Raw genomic sequence first — 20,391 nt, forward strand, 5'->3', positions numbered from 1 at the left:
GTCGCTCGGCTACGCCTTCGGTCGACCTGTCGGGTCGAGGTCGTCCGTTCGGATCTCCTCGGCGACGGCGCCCCCGTAGCCGTCCTTCTCCGGGTCGCCGTGCAGGCCGCCCGAGAGCGCGTATTCCTCTTCCGGCGACAGCACGAGCTGCTTGCGTCCCCAGACCGCGAATCCGACGAGGATCAACGCATAGACGATCACGATCGCGATGATCGCAGGCTGGAACGTGACGTTGAGGAGGAACCCGAGGAAGATGAGGGCCGAGATGACCCCCGCGATCACCGCGCCCGGGATGCCCCACGGGCTTACGTAGGGGCGCTTCGCATTCGGGAACTTCTTGCGCAGGATGACGAACGAGATCATCTGCAGGAGGTAGGCGACGACCGCGCCCCAGACGGCGATGTTCAAGATGATGGCGCCGGCCACCGCTCCCGCGCCGTCTTCGTCGACCTTCGACAGCACGTCGAGCACGATGAGGGCGATGAATCCGATGACCGCGCCCACGGTGAGGGCGACCCATGGCGTCTGCCGCTTGCCCGTGAGCGAGAAGAACTTCGGGTAGTAGCCGGCCCGTGAAAGGGAGTACATGTTGCGTCCGTAGGCGAACATGATGCCCTGCAGCGAGGCGAGCAGACCGATCAGGGCGAAGAGCGCCAGAGCGGCCGCGGCCTGGTCGCCGACGATGGCGCGGAAGCCGTCGAGCAGAGGCTCCGCCGAGACGCCCATCTTCTCTGCGCCGATCACGCCGGTGTTGAGGAAGAGGATGAGCAGTCCCGTGACGATGAGTGTTCCCCGAGCCCAGAATCCGGCCTTGGGGATGTCGCGTACGGGGTCGTGCGCCTCTTCGGCCGCGAGGGGCAGCTCTTCGATGCCGAGGAAGAACCACATGGCGAACGGCAGAGCGAAGAGGATCGGCACCACGCCGTGCGGCAGGAAGGACGACTGGCCGGCATCCGGCTCGATGTTGAAGAGGCTGTCCCAGCTGAACAGGCCGGAGAAGGCGGCCATGGCAGAGAAGACGAGCAGGATCGCGATGGAGATGATCGAGACGACGATGGCGAACTTGAACGAGATGGCGGCTCCGGCCGAGTTCAGGGCGATGAAGACCACGTAGAGCACGAGCCACCAGATCCACATGTTGTCCGAGAGATCGAAGTTCAGCAGCTCCGTGGTGATGCTGTTCGCATACTGCGCCGAGAAGAACACGATCACGCCGGTGGTCGCGACGTATTCGATGGTCTCTGCCAGGCCCGTCACGAGTCCGCCCCAGGGCCCCATCGCCGAGCGTGCGAACGAGTACGCGCCTCCGGTGTGCGGCATGGCGGCCGCCATCTCGCCGATCGAGAAGATCATGCCGTAGTACATGACGATGAGCAGAGCGAAGGCGATGAGCATGCCGCCGAAGCCGGCGAAGTCGATGCCGAAGTTCCAGCCCGAGAAGTCGCCCGAGATCACGGCCGCGACGGCCAGCCCCCAGAGGCCCCAGATTCCGGCCGACCTCTTGAGGGTGCGTTTCTCGAAGTAGCCGTCTGCGGCCTTGCTGTAGGTGACGCCCGATCGGCGGGTCTTGCTGTCAGTCACGTGGATCCTCCGGTAGCTCGTTGTCTCGGCAGTGCACAGCGGAACGCCATCGGCTCCCTCGCACGAATTGACCACACACTAGCGTTCTATTGGTTGGTTGGCACCACCTTTGTGTGTAAATTGCGTGTTACGAATGCTGCAAAGAAAGTAGCAAGACCCGGCCGGGCCGTGTGGTGTAATGGTCGGGTCGGCGGGGTTCTGCAGCGCAGGAATCGCCCGTGGCGACCATCGATGAAGGAGCACACCGTGGCATCCACCGCAGGAAATCTCACGCTCGACGCGCTGACCGCTCAGGTCTCGGCCGGCGAGATCGACACCGTGATCGTCGCCTTCACCGACATGCAGGGTCGGCTCGTCGGCAAGCGCCTCTCGGCCCGGCTCTTCGTCGAAGACGCGGCGTCGCACGGAGCCGAGTGCTGCAACTACCTGCTCGCCGTCGACGTCGAGATGAACACCGTCGACGGCTACGACATGTCGAGCTGGGAGCACGGTTACGGCGACATGGCGATGATGCCCGACATGTCGACGCTCCGCACGATCCCGTGGCTTCCGGGCACCGCTATGGTCACCGCCGACCTGCACTGGCTCGACGAGACGCCCGTCGAGCCCTCTCCGCGACAGATTCTGGCCGCCCAGATGAAGCGCCTGAAAGACCGCGGCCTCGAGGCATTCGTCGCCACCGAACTCGAGTTCATCGTCTTCGAAGACAACTACCGCTCGGCCTGGTCCAAGGGCTACCGCGATCTGACCCCGGCCAGCGACTACAACATCGACTACGCGCTGCTGGCATCGACGCGCATGGAGCCGCTGCTCCGCGACATTCGCGTGTCCATGGACGGCGCGGGCATGTACTGCGAGGGCGTCAAGGGCGAGTGCAACCTGGGCCAGCAGGAGATCGGCTTCCGGTACGACGACGCGATGGTCACGTGCGACAACCATTCGATCTACAAGAACGGGGCGAAAGAGATCGCCGACCGGCACGGCAAATCGCTCACCTTCATGGCCAAGTTCAATGAGCGCGAGGGCAACTCGTGCCACGTGCACATCAGCCTCAGGGGCACCGACGGCACGGCCGTCTTCAGCGACCCGGATGCCGAGAACGGCATGTCGACGATGTTCCGTCACTTCATGGCCGGGCAGCTCAAGACCCTGCGCGAGTTGACGCTCTTCTTCGCGCCGAACATCAACTCCTACAAGCGCTACGTCGACGGGTCGTTCGCTCCCACCGCCGTCGCGTGGGGCCTCGACAACCGCACCTGCGCCCTCCGCGTGGTGGGCAAAGGCCTCGGAATGCGCGTCGAGAACCGGGTTCCCGGCGGAGACGTGAACCAGTACCTGGCGACCGCGGCACTCATCGCGGGCGGCCTCTACGGCATCGAGAACGAGCTCGAGCTCGAGGACGCCACGGTGGGCAACGCCTACACCTCCGGCGCACCGCGGGTTCCCACGAACCTGCGCGACGCGGCGGAGCTCTTCGGATCGAGCGAGATCGCGCGCGCGGCCTTCGGAGACGAGGTCGTCGACCACTACGTCAACAACGCCCGCATCGAGCTCAAGGCCTTCGACTCGGCCGTCACCGACTGGGAGAGGGTCCGCGGTTTTGAGCGCCTCTGATCGACTGCCCGTCATCGGCCTCACCACGTATCTCGAGCGCGCGAAGACAGGAGTCTGGGATGTTCCCGCCTCGTTTCTGCCGAAGGTCTACTTCGACGCGGTCGAGAAGGCTGGCGGCATCGCCGTGCTGCTTCCTCCGCAGGCCATCAGCGAAGCGATCGCCGACCGCCTGCTCGACTCGCTCGACGGACTGATCCTCACCGGTGGCAAAGACATCGAGCCGTCGCGCTACGGGCAGGATGCGCATCCCGAGACCGACGAGCCGCGTCCCGATCGCGACGCCTGGGAGGACACGCTCCTGCGCCGGGCGATCGAGCGTGAGATCCCGTTCCTGGGCATCTGTCGCGGGGCGCAGATGCTGAACGTCGCTCGAGGGGGAACGCTGCACCAGCACCTGCCCGACGTCGTCGGCGATCGTCGATATCAAGCAGGCCAGGGCATCTTCAACCACGTCGAGGTGAGCGTCGCCGAGGATTCGCGTCTGGCGGGCCTCCTCTCGGACACGATCGACGTTCCCGTCTACCACCACCAGGCCATCGACCAGCTGGGCGACGGGCTCGTCGTCACTGCCCGAACATCCGACGGGGTTATCGAGGCGGTCGAGCTCGACTCGGTGCCGTTCGGGGTGGCCGTGCAGTGGCATCCCGAAGAGTCGCGCGACGACATCCGACTGTTCGCGGGCCTCGTCGAGGCCGCGAGAGAGTACCGAGCACAGGAACAGGACAGCCCGAGCGCATGAGCAGTTACACCGTGATCAACCCCGCGACCGAGGAGGTCGTCACCGCCGTCGAACTCTTCGACGTCGAGGGCACCGACGACGCCATCGCGAGAGCATCGGATGCGCAGAGAGCGTGGGCGCGCCGGGCTCCGGCCGAGCGGGCACAGACCCTGCGCGACTTCGCGGCGGCCGTCGACGCGAACGTCGAGGCCCTCGCCCAGCTGGAGACCCTGAATTCGGGCCATCCGATCGGCCAGGCCCGCTGGGAGGCGGGCCACGTGCGCGACGTGCTCACCTACTACTCGGCCGCGCCCGAGCGCCTGTTCGGCAAACAGATCCCGGTGGCCGGCGGGCTCGACGTGACCTTCCACGAGCCACTCGGAGTCGTCGGCGTCATCACCCCCTGGAACTTTCCGATGACCATCGCCGCGTGGGGGTTCGCCCCGGCGCTCGCGGCTGGCAACGCCGTTGTGCTGAAGCCCGCCGAGTGGACGCCGCTGACCTCGATGCGCCTCGCGGAGATCGGGCGCGAGGCAGGGCTGCCCGACGGGCTCTTCCAGGTGCTGCCCGGCCACGGCTCTGTGGTCGGCGAACGCTTCGTCACGAACCAGACCGTGCGAAAGGTGGTCTTCACCGGATCGACCGCGGTCGGCAAGAAGATCATGGCGGGCAGCGCCGATCAGGTGAAGCGCGTGACTCTCGAGCTCGGCGGCAAGAGCGCCAACATCGTGTTCGCCGACTCCGACCTCGAGAAGGCGGCCGCGTCTGCGCCGGCGGGAGTCTTCGACAACGCCGGCCAGGACTGCTGCGCCCGCAGTCGGATTCTCGTCGAGCGAAGTGTCTACGACCGCTTCATGGAACTGCTCGAGCCCGCGGTGAACCAGGTCGTCGTCGGCGACCCGAACGACGAGGCCACCGAGATGGGCCCGCTCGTCTCGGCGAAGCACCACGCGTCGGTGAGCTCGTATGTTCCCGACGACAGCCAGGTCGCCTTCCGGGGATCCGCGCCGCAGGGCCCGGGCTACTGGTTCCCGCCGACCGTGCTTACCCCCGGGCGCAACGACCGCACCGCGACGGAGGAGATCTTCGGACCCGTCGTCACCGTGCTCCCGTTCGACGACGAAGCCGACGCGGTCTCGCTGGCGAACGCCACCGAGTACGGCCTCTCGGGTTCGATCTGGACCCGAGATGTCGGTCGCGCGCTGCGCGTCTCCCGCGCCGTCGAAGCGGGCAACCTCTCGGTGAACTCGCACTCCTCCGTTCGCTACACGACGCCCTTCGGCGGCTTCAAGCAGTCGGGCCTCGGCCGCGAGCTCGGCCCCGACGCACCCCTCAGTTTCACCGACACCAAGAACGTCTTCATCGCCGTAGAGGAGCTCTCATGACCGACCTGCCCACCATCGACCTCACGAAGCGGCTCGCAGGCAAAGTGGCGGTGATCACCGGGGGAGCCAGTGGAATCGGCTTCGCCACCGCGCGGCGCTTCGCCGCCGAGGGCGCCACCGTCGTCATCGGCGACATGGATGCCGCATCGGGCGAGCGCGCGGCCGAGGCCGTCGGTGGCCTCTTCGTGCAGGTGAACGTCACCGACGAGGCCCAGGTCGACAACCTGTTCAAGGTTGCATTCGACACCTACGGGTCCGTCGACGTGGCCTTCAACAACGCGGGCATCTCGCCCCCCGACGACGACTCCATCGAGACCACCGAGCTTCCGGCGTGGGAGAAGGTGCAGGACGTGAACCTCAAGTCGGTGTACCTGTGCTCGCGTGCGGCGTTGCGCTACATGGTTCCGCAGAAGCGCGGATCGATCATCAACACGGCGTCCTTCGTGGCCGTGATGGGATCGGCCACCTCGCAGATCTCGTACACGGCGTCGAAGGGCGGCGTTCTCGCCATGTCGCGCGAGCTGGGAGTGCAATTCGCCCGCCAGGGCATCCGGGTCAACGCCCTCTGCCCGGGGCCGGTGAACACCCCTCTGCTGCAGGAGCTCTTCGCCAAAGACCCGGCGCGGGCTCAGCGCCGTCTGGTGCACATTCCCCTCGGCCGTTTCGCCGAGCCCGAGGAACTGGCCGCCTCCGTCGCCTTCCTCGCGAGCGACGACTCCTCGTTCATCACCGGCTCGACCTTCCTCGTCGACGGAGGCATCAGCTCTGCCTACGTGACTCCCGAGTAGTGGGCGGCTCAGCGATGACCGATTCCGCGGGCGGGCCGCATCCGGATGCGGCGGGTCTGGCCGGCGACGCTCTGTTGCGCCGGGTGCGCACCGGCAACGCGTTCGAAGACACCGTCTCCAGGCTCCTGCAGACGATCCGCCTCGGAGTGGTCTCGCCGGGGGACGCCCTTCCCAGTGAGCGCGATCTCGCGCTGCGTTTCGGGGTGAGCCGAGACACGGTGCGAGACGCCATCAAGGCGCTCGCGGATGCGGGCTTTCTCGTCTCACGACGCGGGCGCTACGGCGGAACCTTCGTGAGTGATCGGGTTCCCCTCGTCGGGCTGAGCAGCGTGCTCGACGACACCGCGCCGCAGCCGGAACAGGTCTCGCAGGAGGATCTCGACGACGTGCTCGGCCTGCGTGACATCCTCGAGGTCGGTGCCGCGCGAGCAGCGGCCGACCGCTCGCTGACCAAGGCGCAGCGCGAGCTCCTGTGGGCGAGCATGCGAGAGACCGCAGAGGCCGAGGTCGACGATTACCGCAGACTGGACTCCCGCCTGCACCTCGCGATCGGCGAGCTGGTCGGCGTTCCGTCGTTGATGGCTCTGCTGGCCGACAACCGCATGCGTGTCAACGAATTCCTCGACCACATCCCGCTGCTCGAGCGCAACATCGCGCACTCGAATGAGCAGCACGAACAGATCGTGCTCGCGATCCTCACGGGCGATTCAGAGAAGGCGGCCGTTGCGATGCGCGAGCACCTCGAGGGCTCGGAGGCGCTGCTGCGCGGCTTCCTCGCCTGACTACTTCGCGTCGAGTTCGCGCGCGTCGTCGTCTGCCTGCATCACGCTGCCGATGGCGAGGGCGACGGTGATGCCCCAGCTCACCCACATCAGCGCTAGGCGCCAATCGCGCGGACCCTGCCTCGTGGTCTGCAGTACAGACCAGGCGCCCACGACGGCACCGATCACACTCGAGTTGAAAATGAATTTGCGCATGCGAGCCTCCGGGGTCAGGTCTTCAGGCTATCCGTTCCGCTCGTCTGACAGCACGGGGTTTCGGATGCTCGGGGTCGTCTTGTATGGCGCATGCTCGGCTACTCGGCGGGCTAACGCGGGCGGCTGGTAGCCTGATCACTGGTCTACACGGTCGACGCCTTCGTCGGCCGCAAACGAGGAGTTCACCATTTCCACGGACGAGGCCGCACCGCGGCCGAACACCCCTGTCGGTACCTACGATCTCGTGGTCGTGTCTAACCGGCTCCCTGTAGACAAGGTGACCCACCCCGACTGCAGTGTCGAGTGGCGCACGTCTCCCGGCGGTCTCGTCACCGCGCTCGAACCCGTCATGAAGCGGGCAGACGGCGCCTGGGTCGGGTGGGCCGGAGTGGCCGACGACGAGTCGGAACCCTTCGAGCACGACGACATCTCGATCGTTCCCGTCACCCTCAGCGCCGCCGACATCGAGGAGTACTACGAGGGCTTCTCGAACGACACGCTGTGGCCGCTGTATCACGACGTGATCGCCCCGCCCACCTACCACCGGGAGTGGTGGGAGTCGTACGTTCGGGTCAACCAGCGCTTCGCCGAGAAGGCAGCCTCGGTCACCGCGACCGACGGCACGGTATGGGTTCAGGACTACCAGCTTCAGCTCGTGCCCAAGATGTTGCGAGAACTGCGCCCCGACCTCACGATCGGCTTCTTCAACCACATCCCATTTCCCGCATACGGCATCTTCTCGCAGTTGCCATGGCGGGCCCAGATCATCGAGGGGCTCCTCGGAGCCGACCTCATCGGCTTCCAGCGCGCGGCCGACGCGGGCAACTTCACGCGCGCCGTGCGTCGGCTGCTCAGCTTCACGACGAAGGGCACGGCGATCGATGTGCCGATCGACGAGGAGATCTCGGAGGCGATCGAGCCGGCCCGGGTCTCGACCTCGAGAAGGGGAAGCCTGGTGCGCACCGTGCACGCGCGCCATTTCCCAATCTCGATCGACACACAGAGTTTCGAAGACCTGGCCCGCCGCCCCGACATTCAGGCCAGGGCGAAGGAGATCCGCGCAGGACTCGGAAACCCCAAGGTCGTTATGCTCGGCGTCGACCGGCTCGACTACACCAAGGGAATCGGCCACCGGCTGAAGGCGTTCGGCGAGCTCCTCGCCGACGGCGCGGTCACGGTCGAAGATGTCACGCTCGTGCAGGTCGCCAGTCCGAGCCGCGAACGCGTCGCCGCGTACCAGCAGTTGCGCGACGAGGTCGAGCTCACCGTGGGCCGCATCAACGGCGACTATTCGAGCATCAGCCACACCGCGATCAGCTACCTGCACCAGGGGTATCCGCGAGAAGAGATGGTGGCGCTGTATCTCGCCAGCGACGTGATGCTGGTCACTGCTCTCCGCGACGGCATGAATCTCGTGGCCAAGGAATACGTGGCCAGCCGCTTCGACGACGACGGTGTTCTGGTTCTCAGTGAGTTCGCCGGCGCTGCAGACGAACTCAAGAGTGCGCTCCTTGTGAACCCGCACGACATCGACGGCCTCAAGGAGTCGATCCTCGAGGCGATTCAGATGACGAAGAGCGAGCGGAGCAAGCGGATGCGCGCGCTGCGCAAGCGGGTGCGCGACTACGACGTGTCGCGCTGGTCCACCGCGTTCCTGTCGACCTTGACCGATCCGAGCGGCACGCCATCGTATGTCGCGACCAAATGGGGAGCATCCGACCGATGAGCACTTCGTCAACCGCGGCTGGTCACATCGCCGAGGCCGGCATCCAGCCCGACGAGACCGATGAACTGATCGTCCGCCTGCGCGAACTCGCTCGCACCGAGCGACTGCTCGTCGCGCTCGACTTCGATGGCACGCTCGCGCCCGAGGTCGATGTTCCGAGTCACGCACGCGCCCTTCCCGAGGCGAGGCGCGCTCTGCTCGACCTGCTCAAGCTCGATTCGACGCGCGTCGCGCTCATCTCGGGCCGGGCGATGGAGAGCCTGGAACACGTGAGCGACCTTCCCGACGATGTGCTCCTCGTCGGCTCGCACGGCGTGGAGATTCGGCTCGACAGCCCCACCCGGCTCACTCTCGACACGCAGGAGCTCGCCCAGGTCGACGTGCTGAGCGAGGTGCTCGAAGAGGTCGCAGACCGCGTCGACGATGTCTGGATCGAGTCGAAGCCCGCGGGCTTCGCCCTTCATACCCGTCTCGCGTCAGAAGAGGGCAGCAGGCAGGCCCACCTCATGGCGCTGGCCGAGACGAAGTCGGAGATCGAGGGTCTCACCGTGCGCGAGGGAAAGAACGTGCTCGAGTTCTCGATCAGGTCGACGACCAAGGGCGAGGCGCTGTTGCACCTCAAGGAGTACACGAAGGCCACGGCCGTGTTCTACGCGGGCGACGACGTCACAGACGAAGACGCGTTCGCCGTGTTGCGCAGCGGCGACTTCGGACTGAAGAGCGGTTCGGGAAAGACGATCGCGGAGTTCCGCGTGAGTGACGAAGCCGAAGTCGCCCAGGTGCTGGCTCTGCTCGGCCAATTCCGAGCAGAGGCGCGCATGTCTGCTGGCTGAGTGGTTCTAAACTCGTAACATGCCCGAAATAGACATGAAGCCGCGCAGTCGCGTCGTCACCGATGGAATCGAAGCAACCACCTCGCGCGGAATGCTTCGAGCCGTCGGCATGGGAGACGCCGACTGGGAGAAGCCGCAGATCGGCATCGCGAGCTCGTGGAACGAGATCACGCCCTGCAACCTGTCGCTCGACCGCCTCGCCCAGGGAGCCAAAGAAGGCGTGCACTCGGGCGGCGGCTACCCGCTTCAGTTCGGCACCATTTCCGTCTCCGACGGTATCTCGATGGGCCACGAGGGTATGCACTTCTCGCTGGTGTCGCGCGAGGTCATCGCCGACAGCGTCGAGGTCGTTATGCAGGCCGAGCGCCTCGACGGCTCGGTTCTGCTGGCCGGATGCGACAAGTCGCTGCCCGGCATGCTCATGGCGGCTGCTCGGCTCGACCTCGCGAGCGTCTTCCTCTACGCCGGATCGATCGCGCCCGGCTGGGTGAAGCTCTCCGACGGCACCGAGAAAGACATCACGATCATCGACTCGTTCGAGGCGGTCGGTGGAGTGAAGGCCGGCACCATGAGCGAGGCCGACGCCAAGCGCATCGAGTGTGCGTTCGCCCCCGGCGAGGGTGCCTGTGGCGGCATGTACACCGCCAACACCATGGCCAGCGTCGCCGAGGCCCTGGGCATGAGCCTGCCGGGCTCCGCCTCTCCCGCGTCAGCCGACCGTCGCCGCGACTACTACGCGCACCGCAGTGGCGAGGCCGTCGTGAACATGCTGCGCCTCGGTATCACGACCCGCGACATCCTGACCAAGCCCGCGTTCGAGAACGCCATCGCCGTGGCGATGGCCCTCGGAGGGTCGACCAACGTCATCCTGCACCTTCTCGCGATCGCCTACGAGGCCGAGGTCGACCTCACGATCGACGACTTCAACCGCATCGGCGACACCATTCCGCACCTCGCCGACATGAAGCCGTTCGGCCGGTACGTCATGAACGACATGGATCGCCACGGCGGTCTGCCGGTGCTCATGAAGGCTCTCCTCGACGCGGGTCTGCTGCACGGCGACGTGCTCACCGTCACGGGCAAGACTCTGGCCGAGAACCTGGCCGAGCTCGACCTCCCTGGGCTCGACGGCAAGGTCCTTCGCACGCTCGACAACCCCATCCACCCGACGGGCGGCCTGACGGTTCTCAAGGGTTCGTTGGCCCCCGAGGGCGCCGTCGTCAAGACGGCCGGATTCGACGCCGCGGTCTTCGAGGGCCCTGCCAAGGTCTTCGAGCGTGAACGCGCTGCAATGGACGCGCTGACCGAAGGTCTGATCGAACACGGCGACGTCGTGGTGATCCGCTACGAAGGCCCGAAGGGCGGCCCCGGAATGCGCGAGATGCTCGCCATCACGGCCGCCATCAAGGGAGCAGGCCTCGGAAAAGATGTACTACTATTGACGGACGGCAGATTCTCAGGCGGCACAACCGGACTGTGTATCGGCCACATAGCACCCGAAGCGGTGGACGCAGGTCCAATCGCCTTCGTGCGCGATGGTGATCTAATACGGGTCGATATCGCCGCTCGCTCCCTCGAGTTACTCGTCGAGGCCGATGAGCTTGCAGCCCGCCGAGACGGCTGGGCCCCTCTTCCCCCGCGCTATACCCGTGGCGTTCTGGCAAAGTACTCGAAGCTCGTGAAGTCCGCCGCGACCGGCGCCATCACGGGGTAGTACCGCGCTCCACCCTCATCACCGTTCGTCTGCTGCAGTGCAAAGGCGACAAGCTGTGCAGGCACCAAGCTAGGAAAACAACATGCCCGTGGATCCATCTCCCGTGCCAAGCTCTCCGGCGTTCCCCAAGCCGGCCTCCTCTCCCGCTGGAGCGAACACCCCTGAAATCCTGACGGGCTCTGGCGCGATCCTGCGCTCACTCGAGCACCTCGGTGTGAAAGACGTCTTCGGGCTTCCCGGCGGGGCCATCATTCCGTTCTACGACGAGCTCATGGCGTCGACCGCCATCAGGCACATCCTCGTTCGACACGAGCAGGGCGCCGGCCACGCGGCCGAAGGCTACGCCTCGTCGACGAACAAGGTGGGCGTCGCCATCGCGACGTCTGGCCCCGGCGCGACCAACCTGGTGACGGCCATTGCCGATGCCTACATGGACTCGGTTCCCGTGCTCATCATCACCGGACAGGTCTTCTCGACCCTGATGGGCACCGACGCGTTCCAGGAGGTCGACATCGTGGGTATCACGATGCCGATCACGAAGCACTCCTTCCTGGTCACCAAGCCGGAGGACGTGCCCGCTACCCTCGCTGCCGCGTACCACATCGCATCCACCGGCCGGCCGGGCCCCGTGCTCGTCGACATCACCAAGGATGCGCAGCAGAATTCGGCCCCGTTCGTGTGGAACCCGAAGGTCGACCTCGCGGGATACCGCCCGGTGACCAAGGCGCACGGCAAGCAGATCCAGGCCGCCGCTCAGCTCATCCTCGAGGCGAAGAAGCCGGTGTTCTACGTCGGAGGCGGAGTGATCCGGGCCGAGGCGTCGGCCGAGCTCGCCGTGCTGGCCGAGACGACCGGCACACCCGTCGTCACCACGCTGATGGCGCGCGGCGCGTTCCCCGACTCGCACGAGCAGAACCTGGGTATGCCGGGTATGCACGGAACGGTGCCCGCCGTTCTCGCGCTGCAGGAGAGCGACCTCATCGTCGCCCTCGGAGCTCGATTCGACGACCGCGTCACAGGCAAGGTCAGCGAGTTCGCCCCCAACGCGAAGATCGTGCATGTCGACGTCGACCCCGCCGAGATCGGCAAGATCCGCGCGGCCGACGTTCCGATCGTGGGCGACGCGAAAGACGTGATCGCCGATCTGACGAAGGCATTCGTGGCCACGGCTGCCGCCACCGAGACACGGCCCGACATCGCCGAATGGTGGGAGTACCTCCGCGGCCTGCAAGACGAGTTCCCGCTCGGCTATGCGGAGCCCACCGACGGCCTGCTCTCGCCTCAGTACGTGATCAAGCGCATCGGCGAGCTGTCCGGACCCGAGGCGATCTACGCATCCGGCGTCGGCCAGCACCAGATGTGGGCGGCCCAGTTCATCAAGTACGAGCGGCCCAACTCGTGGCTCAACTCCGGCGGAGCCGGCACGATGGGCTATTCGGTTCCCGCCGCCATGGGCGCGAAGGTCGCCGAGCCCGATCGACTCGTGTGGGCGATCGACGGCGACGGATGCTTCCAGATGACCAATCAGGAACTCGCCACCTGCACCATCAACAAGATCCCGATCAAGGTCGCGATCATCAACAACTCATCGCTCGGCATGGTGCGTCAGTGGCAGAGCCTGTTCTACGACGGACGGCACTCGTTCACCGACCTCAACACCGGTCACGGCACGGCGATGGTTCCCGACTTCGTGAAGCTCGCCGACGCGTACGGGGCTCTCGGCATCAGGGTCACCAAGGTCGAGGAGATCGACGCGGCGATCAAGCTCGCGATCGAGACCAACGACCGCCCGGTCGTGATCGATTTCATCGTGAGCCGCGACGCCATGGTGTGGCCGATGGTTCCGCAGGGGGTCAGCAACTCGCTGATCGAACACGCACAGCAGATCGCCCCAGAGTGGGATGAGGAGTAGACCATGAGCCACCACGTTCTCTCCCTGCTCGTCGAAGACAAGCCCGGTCTGCTCACGCGGGTCGCCGGTCTCTTCGCCCGCCGCGGATTCAACATCGAGAGCCTCGCCGTGGGCGCATCCGAGATCGAAGGACTCTCGCGCATCACGGTCGCCGTCGATGTCGAGGAGTTGCCCCTCGAGCAGGTCACCAAGCAGCTGAACAAGCTCATCAACGTGATCAAGATCGTCGAACTCGAGCCCGACCAGTCGGTTCAGCGCGAGCACATGCTCGTGAAGGTACGCGTCGACAACTCGACTCGGTCGCACGTGCTCGAGGCTGTGAATCTGTTCAGAGCTCGCGTCGTCGACGTCTCAACAGATGCTCTGGTCATCGAGATCACAGGCGACTCCGGTAAAACGAATGCGTTCCTGCGCGTCGTCGAGCCATACGGAATCAAGGAGCTGGCCCAGTCGGGTCTGCTCGCCATCGGCCGCGGGTCCAAGAGCATCACGGAACGTGTCTTCAAGAACTAAGTACCACTGCGCTGGTCGAGTAGGCCGCTTGCGGCCGTATCGACACCACCCGCGACACCACTGAATACCCACATAACAAGGAGCAGTAATAACGTGACCGAAATCTTCTACGACAAAGATGCAGACCTGTCGCTCATCCAGGGCAAGAAGGTGGCCGTCGTCGGCTATGGCTCGCAGGGCCACGCCCACGCGCTCAACCTGCGCGACTCGGGCGTCGATGTCGTCATCGGACTGAAAGAGGGATCGAAGTCGATCGCCAAGGCTCAGGAGGCCGGCTTCACCGTGCTGAGCGTCGCCGAGGCGACCGCCCAGTCCGACGTGATCGTGCTGCTCGCTCCCGACCAGTTCCAGCGTCACATCTACCGCGACGACATCGCTCCCAGCCTCAAGCAGGGCGCGACCCTCGTCTTCGGTCACGGCTTCAACATCCGCTACGACTACATCCAGGCTCCCGATGGCGTCGATGTGATCCTCGTCGCCCCCAAGGGTCCCGGACACACGGTTCGCCGTGAGTACGAGGCAGGCCGTGGCGTTCCCGTCATCGTCGCCGTCGAGAAGGATGCCTCGGGCTCGGCTTGGGACCTCGCCTGGTCGTACTCGCGTGCGATCGGCGGCCTGCGCGCCGGCGGCATCAAGACCACGTTCACCGAAGAGACCGAGACCGACCTGTTCGGTGAGCAGGCCGTTCTCTGCGGTGGTGTCTCGCAGCTCGTCCAGTACGGCTTCGAGACGCTCACCGAGGCCGGCTACCAGCCGCAGATCGCGTACTTCGAGGTGCTGCACGAGCTGAAGCTCATCGTCGACCTCATGTGGGAGGGCGGCATCGCCAAGCAGCGCTGGAGCGTCTCTGACACGGCCGAGTACGGAGACTACGTCTCGGGACCCCGCGTCATCACGCCCGACGTCAAGGCCAACATGCAGGCCGTTCTCGCCGACATCCAGAACGGCGCGTTCGCGAAGCGCTTCATCGATGACCAGGATGCCGGAGCTCCCGAGTTCCTCGCACTCCGCGAGAAGGGTGCCCAGCACCCCATCGAGGCCACGGGCAAGGAGCTGCGCGCTCTGTTCGCCTGGAAGCAGCAGGACGCCGACTACACCGACGGCTCCGCCGCCCGGTAGTCTCCTGACTCACGACACGACGGCCGCTCCGACTCTGTCGGGGCGGCCGTCGCCATTTCTCGGCATCGCGGCCACGGCAGGCATGGCGCTCGTCGGCGCTTACGTCGCAATCGACGTGGTGCTGCAGCTGCTGCCACCCCACTACAGCCCGGTAGCCGACGCCGAGAGCAATCTCGCGGTCGGACCGTTCGGCTGGGTGATGAACCTGAACTTTCTCGCCAGAGCGGCCATGACGTTCTGCGTGCTGGTCGTCGTCGCTCACATCGGGCGAAGCACCAAAACGCGGCGGCTGGGTTCCCCGCTTCTTGCGCTGGCCGGTCTGTGCTCTGCCGCGCTGGTCTTCTTTCCGACCGATGTGAACGCGCCCGGTGAGTTCGGCATCGCGCCGACCACGATGGTCGGCGCCGTGCACGTGGCCTTCGCCACGACCGGCTTCCTCCTCGCATTGGCCGCCATGACTCTTCTGACGATCTGGATGCGCGGCGCCCCATCATTGGCTCGGGTCCGGCGCGCGGCCGCGGTCATGCTCGGCGTCGCCGTGGCTGGACTCGTCTCACTCGCGGTGTCGATCGCGTGGGTTCCGTCGGTGCTCGGCCTCACAGAGCGGCTCTGTCTTCTCGGAATCCTCGGTTGGGCGTTCGTCGTGTGCTTCGGCGGCCGCGAGCGGCCTGAAGCACCGCTCTAACTCAGGAGAAACGACGAGAAGACGCCCTTTTCGCACGTAGCACCTCCGCTTTTCCTGCGGTGCCGCGCCGCTGTCAGGGAATCGCACGCACGAGCTACGAGTTGAGAGGATCATGGACGCTGTGAACAACACCTCTACCTCAGCCGCCGAAGCCGACTTCCTGCGCTTTCGCCAGACTCGCCACCGCTACGTCACCTCGCCGCAGGGGCCTTTGGCTCTGGTGAGCACGACGGAGATCGACTCCGAGCGCAGCATCGAGGGCGTGCCCGGTCTCTGGGCTCCTAACCCGGCCGGCGGCGGCGTGCGCGTCACGGCGGCCGCGACCGACGGCATCCGTGTGGATGGCGAACTGGTCGACGGCACAGTCGACATCGCCGGATCTGACACGGTCGTTCCATCGACCCTCGCCTTCGGCGGGGGAGTGACCGGCACCGTCTACCCCGGCGTCGAGGGGCATTACATCGTGCGCGTCTGGGATCCGGCCAACCCCAAGGCCGAGAAGTTCGACCGCATCTCCGCCTACGAGTTCAAGGCCGAGTGGGTTCTCGAGGGAACGTTCACGCCGACCGAGAAGCGCGCCATCGGTATCGAGCACATCAAAGACGAGGGGAGGCTGCGCGACGAGGTGCTTCCCGGCGACATCGACGTGGTGATCGGCGGGCAATCGCGCACACTCGCGGCCTTCGAAGACGAGGGAAAACTGCTGCTCGTCTTCCAAGACCTGACCACCGGTGACGAGACCTACGACGTCGGACGCTTCCTCGCCGTGCGTCCTCGCCGCGACGGCACCGTCGAACTCGACTTCAACCGCGCATACATTCCGCCGTGCGGCTTCTCCGACTGGTTCAACTGCCCGATGCCGCCGCAGCAGAATCGCTTCGTGTTCCCTGTCGATGCGGGGGAGAAGCGCGTTCTGTCGGTTTAGCCTCTCGTACGAGCGGCTAACCTTGCCTACATGACGAGCCGCAACGACGACGCCCTGAGCTGGGCCGGCGACGACGACCCCACGCTGACTCCGCCGATGCAGGCGGGCTCGTCCGGTGTTGCCGACCCGACCGGCGTCGAGACGCCCGAGCGGGCAGAGGTGCCGACCGTTCTCGAGCAGGCCGAGCTGGTCGAAGACGCCAAGGTCGAGGCCGAACTCGCAGCCGCCGAGAAGGCATCCGCGCAGATGAGTTCTGCGGCCCTGATCACGCTCGGCATCCTCGGTGGCGTCTACCTGCTCTACACGATCGGCTGGGGCATCGTCGTCGCCCGAACCACCGTCACCTTCTTTCCGCTCGACAGCCTCTTTCTCGAGATCTGCTTCCGTATCGGCCAGTTCCTGTCGATCGCCGCAGCGCCCCTGTGGTTCGTATCGACCCTGCTGCTGACACAGAAGAGAACGTGGCGTTCGCGCCTCGGTTGGCTGCTGCTCGGAGTCTTCGTGCTCGTGCCCTGGCCGTTTATTCAGGGAGCGTAGGACCACGCCATGACTAAGAACACTGCCGCAGCATCGAACACCGTCTCCCAGCGATCGACCTTTCGTGAACTCAGTTTCTCGAAGAAAGTCGGCTGGGCCATCGCGCTGCTCTTCGCACTGATCTCAGCCGTCTGGGTCTGGGTCGGGGTCGCCAACCTGTTCGAGGCGATCGCCACCTTCGGCCTCGACCTCACGGGTCTTTCGTGGCTCGTGTTCATAGGCTCGATCGCCGCTCCGATCGTCACCTACGGGTTCGGCTTCCTCGTCGGCTGGCGCATGCCGGCCTGGGCGAAGGCGGTCGTCTTTCTCGTCGCCCTCGCGGTGGCGATGGTCATCAAGGCCGATCTCGAGTCGCTGCTCCTCGGCGGGCTCTAGGCCGCGACGCCCACCCACACGATCAGCGCGGCCAAGACGATCTGGGCCGCCAGTCGAGGCCAGAACGGGATGGCGACGGCACCGAAACGCTCGCGATTCGCAGCCGCGTACGCGTTCGCGGGAAAGACGGCGGCAAGGAAGACGACGAGCGCGATGGCCGCCGTTAGCCGTGTCTGCGGCACGAGCAGGCCGATTCCGCCCGCGATCTCACAGGCTCCTGTGAGGTAGACGAGGTTCATCGGCGCGAAGACGCCCTCTCGGCGGAGCGCCGGTGGGATCATCTTCGCCATCATCCGCGCCGCCTTCGGCACGAAGTGGTTGATGCCCATGGCGATGAAGACCACCGCGATCGCGATGCGAACGATCGTCACTATTACGGTCAGCGTCGCATCGGTCATGTGCTCATTGTGCCTGCCCCTAATATGGTTCTGGCCGCGCAATCCCGCGGAAATCCTCTTTACAGAGCCAAACCGAAGGATCCGATCCGTGTCGAAACCGGTCGTCTTGATCGCCGAAGAACTCTCGCCCGCTACCGTCGAGGCGCTTGGCCCCGACTTCGAGGTGGTGAACGTCGATGGAACGGATCGGCCCGCGCTGCTCTCGGCACTCGCCGACGCAGACGCGATTCTCGTGCGTTCCGCTACCAAGGTCGACGCTGAGGCGATCGCTGCCGCGCCCAGGCTCAAGGTCGTCGCCCGAGCCGGCGTCGGTCTCGACAACGTCGACATCAAGGCGGCCACGGCAGCCGGCGTCATGGTGGTCAACGCGCCCACCTCGAACATCATCTCCGCCGCAGAGCTCACCGTCGGCCACATCCTGAGCCTCGCCCGCCACATCCCGGCCGCCCACTCGGCTCTAGCCGAAGGCAAGTGGAAGCGCAGTGCGTACACCGGCGTCGAGCTCTACGAGAAGACGATCGGAATCATCGGACTCGGTCGCATCGGGGCCCTGATCACGGCTCGCATGCAGTCCTTCGGCACGAACGTCGTCGCCTACGACCCCTACGTAACGTCGGCCCGCGCGCAGCAGCTGGGCGTCACCCTGCTGAGCCTCGACGAGCTGCTCGCACAGAGCGACTTCATCACCATTCACATGCCGAAGACGCCTGAGACCACGGGGATGATCAGCGACGAGCAGTTGGCGCTGATGAAGCCCACGTCGTTCATCGTCAACGTGGCCCGCGGCGGACTCATCGACGAAGACGCGCTCTACCGGGCACTCACCGCCGGCACCATCGCGGGAGCCGGACTCGACGTGTTCGTCAGCGAGCCGCCCACGGATTCGCCGTTGCTCGCCCTGCCCAACGTCGTGGTCACACCCCACCTGGGCGCATCCACCGACGAAGCGCAGGAGAAGGCCGGTGTCTCGGTGGCCAAGTCGGTTCGCCTGGCCCTGTCGGGCGAGTTGGTTCCGGATGCCGTGAACGTCGCCGGCGGAGTCATCGATCCCACGGTGCGTCCCGGTATTCCCCTTGTCGAGAAGCTCGGACAGGTCTTCTCCGGCCTTGCCCACAGCCCGCTCACCAGCGTCGACGTCATCGTGCGCGGCGAGATCGTCGACTTCGACGTGAGCGTGCTCAAGCTCGCCGCCCTCAAGGGCATCTTCACGAACGTCGTCAGCGAGACGGTCTCGTACGTCAACGCACCTCTGCTCGCCGAGCAGCGCGGTGTGACGACACGCCTCATTACCGAGGCCGTGTCGGAGGAGTACCGCAACCTGATCACGCTCGAGGGCGCGCTCAGCGACGGCTCGCAGATCTCGGTGTCGGGCACGCTGACCGGCACGAAGCAGATCGAGAAGATCGTCGAGATCAACGGCTACGACGTCGAGGTTCCCTTCGCAGAGCACCTCATCGTGATGACCTACGACGACCGCCCCGGCATCGTCGCGATCTACGGCAAGGAGTTCGGCGACGCAAACATCAACATCGCCGGCATGCAGATCGCGCGCCACGTGGCCGGCGGCAAGGCGCTCAGCGTGCTGACCGTCGACTCGCCCGCCCCCGAGGAGCTACTCGAGAAGCTGCGCACCGCCATTGATGCCGACTCGCTGCAGGAGATCGACCTCACGGAGTAGGACTGCGCTGGTCGAGTAGGCCGCGAAGCTGCCGTATCGAGGCCACCGCCGAAGGTGATCTCGATACGCTCGTTCCTCGCTACTCGATCAGCGCAGGGCTCGTTCCTCGCTACTCGATCAGCGCAGGGCTCGTTCCTCGCTACTCGATCAGCGCAGGGGTCGTTTCTCGCTACTCGATCAGCGCACTGCTCAGTGGCCCGCGCGCTGCGCCGTCACCTCGGTGATCAGGTCGACGAGGTCGTCGATGTCTGACGCCGAGAGCTCGGCCGTCTCCGGAGTCGACGACCCGGGCAGAAAAGCCGAGCCGTAGGCGAGCCCGTCGCTGATGAGCATGATCGCGCGCGAGAGCACCGGGTCACCCGTGCTCTCGAGCACGATGCCGTACCAGGCGTCGTTCGCGGCCCGGAGGGCGTCGCGGGCCGTCGAGTTCGATGCCTGAGCCAGGCGCGACGTGGCGACGAGCGCTTTGTCGAGCGCGCTGCCCGTGGCCATGGATGTGCGGATCAGGTGGGCCACCGGCCCCGACGGCGACGACCGGATGGCCGCGACATCGCGCTCCACGAGCGTGGCCAGGCGCTCCAGGACGCCCTCGACCAGGGCCTCTTTCGAGCCGAAGTGGTAGAGCAGGCCACCCTTGGACACGCCCGCAGCAGCGGCCACAGCATCGAGCGTCGCGGCTCGTTCGCCGTTCTCGCCGAGCAATTCGGCGAAAGCGTCGATTATTCGGTCGCGCGTGGATGCCGAGGCGGGCGCGGCGGCGTCGATCGGCGGGTTCTCTGGGGTGTCGGGCATCGCTTCGATGGTAGCCGCCCCGGCAGCCCGGGGTATCACCCCGCACGATTTCCTTACGCTTTCGGGAATGACGGTAGGGGTCCATCCGTTGAGAACATAGCTACTGTACCGACTGGACGGT

The 20,391-nt window shown here is 65.8% G+C and carries 20 protein-coding genes; 16 read left to right on the top strand and 4 right to left on the bottom strand.

Annotated features, from left to right (window positions below):
* Positions 1 to 9: 9 nt before the first annotated feature.
* Positions 10 to 1,581 (bottom strand): amino acid permease, encoded by a 1,572-nt coding sequence (locus CCK87_RS02745; RefSeq protein ID WP_086459953.1) that lies wholly within the window; start codon positions 1,579 to 1,581, stop codon positions 10 to 12.
* Between the two features lie 231 nt (positions 1,582 to 1,812).
* Between CCK87_RS02745 and CCK87_RS02750 the strand changes: the two genes are divergently transcribed.
* Genes CCK87_RS02750 through CCK87_RS02770 form a run of 5 tightly spaced genes read left to right on the top strand, consistent with a single transcriptional unit; the run spans position 1,813 to position 6,868 of the window.
* The gene (locus CCK87_RS02750; protein WP_086459954.1) at positions 1,813 to 3,195 is read left to right on the top strand and encodes a glutamine synthetase family protein; all 1,383 of its coding nucleotides are present in this window, start codon (positions 1,813 to 1,815) and stop codon (positions 3,193 to 3,195) included.
* Positions 3,182 to 3,934: a gamma-glutamyl-gamma-aminobutyrate hydrolase family protein gene (locus CCK87_RS02755; RefSeq protein WP_086459955.1), complete on the top strand. Its 753-nt coding sequence runs from the start codon at positions 3,182 to 3,184 to the stop codon at positions 3,932 to 3,934. Before CCK87_RS02750 ends, CCK87_RS02755 begins: the two co-directional genes overlap by 14 nt.
* Positions 3,931 to 5,298 carry an aldehyde dehydrogenase family protein gene (locus CCK87_RS02760; protein ID WP_086459956.1) on the top strand — a complete coding sequence of 456 codons (1,368 nt, stop codon included), beginning with the start codon at positions 3,931 to 3,933 and terminating at the stop codon, positions 5,296 to 5,298. Before CCK87_RS02755 ends, CCK87_RS02760 begins: the two co-directional genes overlap by 4 nt.
* Entirely contained in the window at positions 5,295 to 6,086 is a 792-nt protein-coding gene (locus CCK87_RS02765) for a 3-oxoacyl-ACP reductase (RefSeq protein WP_200920079.1), read from the top strand. The genes CCK87_RS02760 and CCK87_RS02765 overlap by 4 nt, the downstream gene beginning before the upstream one ends.
* 14 nt (positions 6,087 to 6,100) lie before the next feature.
* Positions 6,101 to 6,868: a GntR family transcriptional regulator gene (locus tag CCK87_RS02770; RefSeq protein ID WP_086460346.1), complete on the top strand. Its 768-nt coding sequence runs from the start codon at positions 6,101 to 6,103 to the stop codon at positions 6,866 to 6,868.
* On the opposite strand, the gene CCK87_RS02775 is transcribed toward CCK87_RS02770, so the two are convergent.
* A complete protein-coding gene (locus CCK87_RS02775) occupies positions 6,869 to 7,063 on the bottom strand; it encodes a hypothetical protein (protein WP_085482276.1) in 195 nt (64 codons plus the stop codon).
* 187 nt (positions 7,064 to 7,250) lie between these two features.
* Between CCK87_RS02775 and otsA the strand changes: the two genes are divergently transcribed.
* The 10 genes from otsA (at position 7,251) to CCK87_RS02825 (ending at position 17,402) form a co-directional block, all read left to right on the top strand.
* On the top strand, positions 7,251 to 8,789 hold the full coding sequence (otsA, locus tag CCK87_RS02780) for an alpha,alpha-trehalose-phosphate synthase (UDP-forming) (protein WP_249273720.1): 1,539 nt from the start codon (positions 7,251 to 7,253) through the stop codon (positions 8,787 to 8,789).
* A complete protein-coding gene (otsB, locus tag CCK87_RS02785) occupies positions 8,786 to 9,622 on the top strand; it encodes a trehalose-phosphatase (protein ID WP_086459957.1) in 837 nt (278 codons plus the stop codon). The genes otsA and otsB overlap by 4 nt, the downstream gene beginning before the upstream one ends.
* A gap of 19 nt (positions 9,623 to 9,641) precedes the next feature.
* Complete coding sequence (gene ilvD / locus CCK87_RS02790; protein WP_086459958.1) at positions 9,642 to 11,336, top strand: dihydroxy-acid dehydratase; 1,695 nt, start codon at positions 9,642 to 9,644, stop codon at positions 11,334 to 11,336.
* A gap of 82 nt (positions 11,337 to 11,418) precedes the next feature.
* Positions 11,419 to 13,248, top strand: coding sequence for an acetolactate synthase large subunit (locus CCK87_RS02795; protein ID WP_086459959.1), 1,830 nt, complete (start codon positions 11,419 to 11,421; stop codon positions 13,246 to 13,248).
* Positions 13,249 to 13,251: 3 nt separating this feature from the next.
* Positions 13,252 to 13,761 carry an acetolactate synthase small subunit gene (gene ilvN, locus CCK87_RS02800; protein ID WP_085482264.1) on the top strand — a complete coding sequence of 170 codons (510 nt, stop codon included), beginning with the start codon at positions 13,252 to 13,254 and terminating at the stop codon, positions 13,759 to 13,761.
* A gap of 93 nt (positions 13,762 to 13,854) precedes the next feature.
* Positions 13,855 to 14,880: a ketol-acid reductoisomerase gene (ilvC, locus tag CCK87_RS02805; protein WP_086459960.1), complete on the top strand. Its 1,026-nt coding sequence runs from the start codon at positions 13,855 to 13,857 to the stop codon at positions 14,878 to 14,880.
* 82 nt (positions 14,881 to 14,962) lie between these two features.
* A complete protein-coding gene (locus CCK87_RS02810; RefSeq protein ID WP_086459961.1) occupies positions 14,963 to 15,565 on the top strand; it encodes a DUF998 domain-containing protein in 603 nt (200 codons plus the stop codon).
* Between the two features lie 121 nt (positions 15,566 to 15,686).
* Positions 15,687 to 16,490, top strand: coding sequence for a DUF1684 domain-containing protein (locus CCK87_RS02815; RefSeq protein WP_249273673.1), 804 nt, complete (start codon positions 15,687 to 15,689; stop codon positions 16,488 to 16,490).
* Between the two features lie 30 nt (positions 16,491 to 16,520).
* Positions 16,521 to 17,027: a hypothetical protein gene (locus CCK87_RS02820; protein WP_086459963.1), complete on the top strand. Its 507-nt coding sequence runs from the start codon at positions 16,521 to 16,523 to the stop codon at positions 17,025 to 17,027.
* 9 nt (positions 17,028 to 17,036) lie between these two features.
* Positions 17,037 to 17,402 carry a hypothetical protein gene (locus tag CCK87_RS02825; RefSeq protein WP_086459964.1) on the top strand — a complete coding sequence of 122 codons (366 nt, stop codon included), beginning with the start codon at positions 17,037 to 17,039 and terminating at the stop codon, positions 17,400 to 17,402.
* On the opposite strand, the gene CCK87_RS02830 is transcribed toward CCK87_RS02825, so the two are convergent.
* Entirely contained in the window at positions 17,399 to 17,800 is a 402-nt protein-coding gene (locus CCK87_RS02830; RefSeq protein WP_086459965.1) for a DoxX family membrane protein, read from the bottom strand. The two genes, CCK87_RS02825 and CCK87_RS02830, sit on opposite strands and share 4 nt — an antisense overlap.
* Positions 17,801 to 17,888: 88 nt before the next feature.
* Between CCK87_RS02830 and serA the strand changes: the two genes are divergently transcribed.
* Entirely contained in the window at positions 17,889 to 19,478 is a 1,590-nt protein-coding gene (serA, locus tag CCK87_RS02835; protein ID WP_086459966.1) for a phosphoglycerate dehydrogenase, read from the top strand.
* A gap of 189 nt (positions 19,479 to 19,667) precedes the next feature.
* Here serA and CCK87_RS02840 read toward each other — a convergent pair whose 3' ends face one another.
* On the bottom strand, positions 19,668 to 20,270 hold the full coding sequence (locus CCK87_RS02840) for a TetR/AcrR family transcriptional regulator (RefSeq protein WP_086459967.1): 603 nt from the start codon (positions 20,268 to 20,270) through the stop codon (positions 19,668 to 19,670).
* Between the last annotated feature and the right edge of the window lie 121 nt (positions 20,271 to 20,391).

The organism is Agreia sp. VKM Ac-1783, assembly GCF_900177765.1.
GTDB lineage: Bacteria > Actinomycetota > Actinomycetes > Actinomycetales > Microbacteriaceae > Agreia.

What these genes read in the sequence shown, in the direction of transcription:
- CCK87_RS02750 (WP_086459954.1), top strand. Translation starts at nt 1,813, where the DNA reads ATGAAGGAGCACACCGTGGCATCCACCGCAGGAAATCTCACGCTCGAC.
- CCK87_RS02810 (WP_086459961.1), top strand. Translation starts at nt 14,963, where the DNA reads ATGGCGCTCGTCGGCGCTTACGTCGCAATCGACGTGGTGCTGCAGCTG.
- ilvD (WP_086459958.1), top strand. Translation starts at nt 9,642, where the DNA reads ATGCCCGAAATAGACATGAAGCCGCGCAGTCGCGTCGTCACCGATGGA.
- CCK87_RS02795 (WP_086459959.1), top strand. Translation starts at nt 11,419, where the DNA reads ATGCCCGTGGATCCATCTCCCGTGCCAAGCTCTCCGGCGTTCCCCAAG.
- otsB (WP_086459957.1), top strand. Translation starts at nt 8,786, where the DNA reads ATGAGCACTTCGTCAACCGCGGCTGGTCACATCGCCGAGGCCGGCATC.
- CCK87_RS02760 (WP_086459956.1), top strand. Translation starts at nt 3,931, where the DNA reads ATGAGCAGTTACACCGTGATCAACCCCGCGACCGAGGAGGTCGTCACC.
- CCK87_RS02770 (WP_086460346.1), top strand. Translation starts at nt 6,101, where the DNA reads ATGACCGATTCCGCGGGCGGGCCGCATCCGGATGCGGCGGGTCTGGCC.
- CCK87_RS02775 (WP_085482276.1), bottom strand. Translation starts at nt 7,063, where the DNA reads ATGCGCAAATTCATTTTCAACTCGAGTGTGATCGGTGCCGTCGTGGGC.
- CCK87_RS02820 (WP_086459963.1), top strand. Translation starts at nt 16,521, where the DNA reads ATGACGAGCCGCAACGACGACGCCCTGAGCTGGGCCGGCGACGACGAC.
- CCK87_RS02825 (WP_086459964.1), top strand. Translation starts at nt 17,037, where the DNA reads ATGACTAAGAACACTGCCGCAGCATCGAACACCGTCTCCCAGCGATCG.
- CCK87_RS02840 (WP_086459967.1), bottom strand. Translation starts at nt 20,270, where the DNA reads ATGCCCGACACCCCAGAGAACCCGCCGATCGACGCCGCCGCGCCCGCC.
- CCK87_RS02765 (WP_200920079.1), top strand. Translation starts at nt 5,295, where the DNA reads ATGACCGACCTGCCCACCATCGACCTCACGAAGCGGCTCGCAGGCAAA.
- ilvN (WP_085482264.1), top strand. Translation starts at nt 13,252, where the DNA reads ATGAGCCACCACGTTCTCTCCCTGCTCGTCGAAGACAAGCCCGGTCTG.
- CCK87_RS02830 (WP_086459965.1), bottom strand. Translation starts at nt 17,800, where the DNA reads ATGACCGATGCGACGCTGACCGTAATAGTGACGATCGTTCGCATCGCG.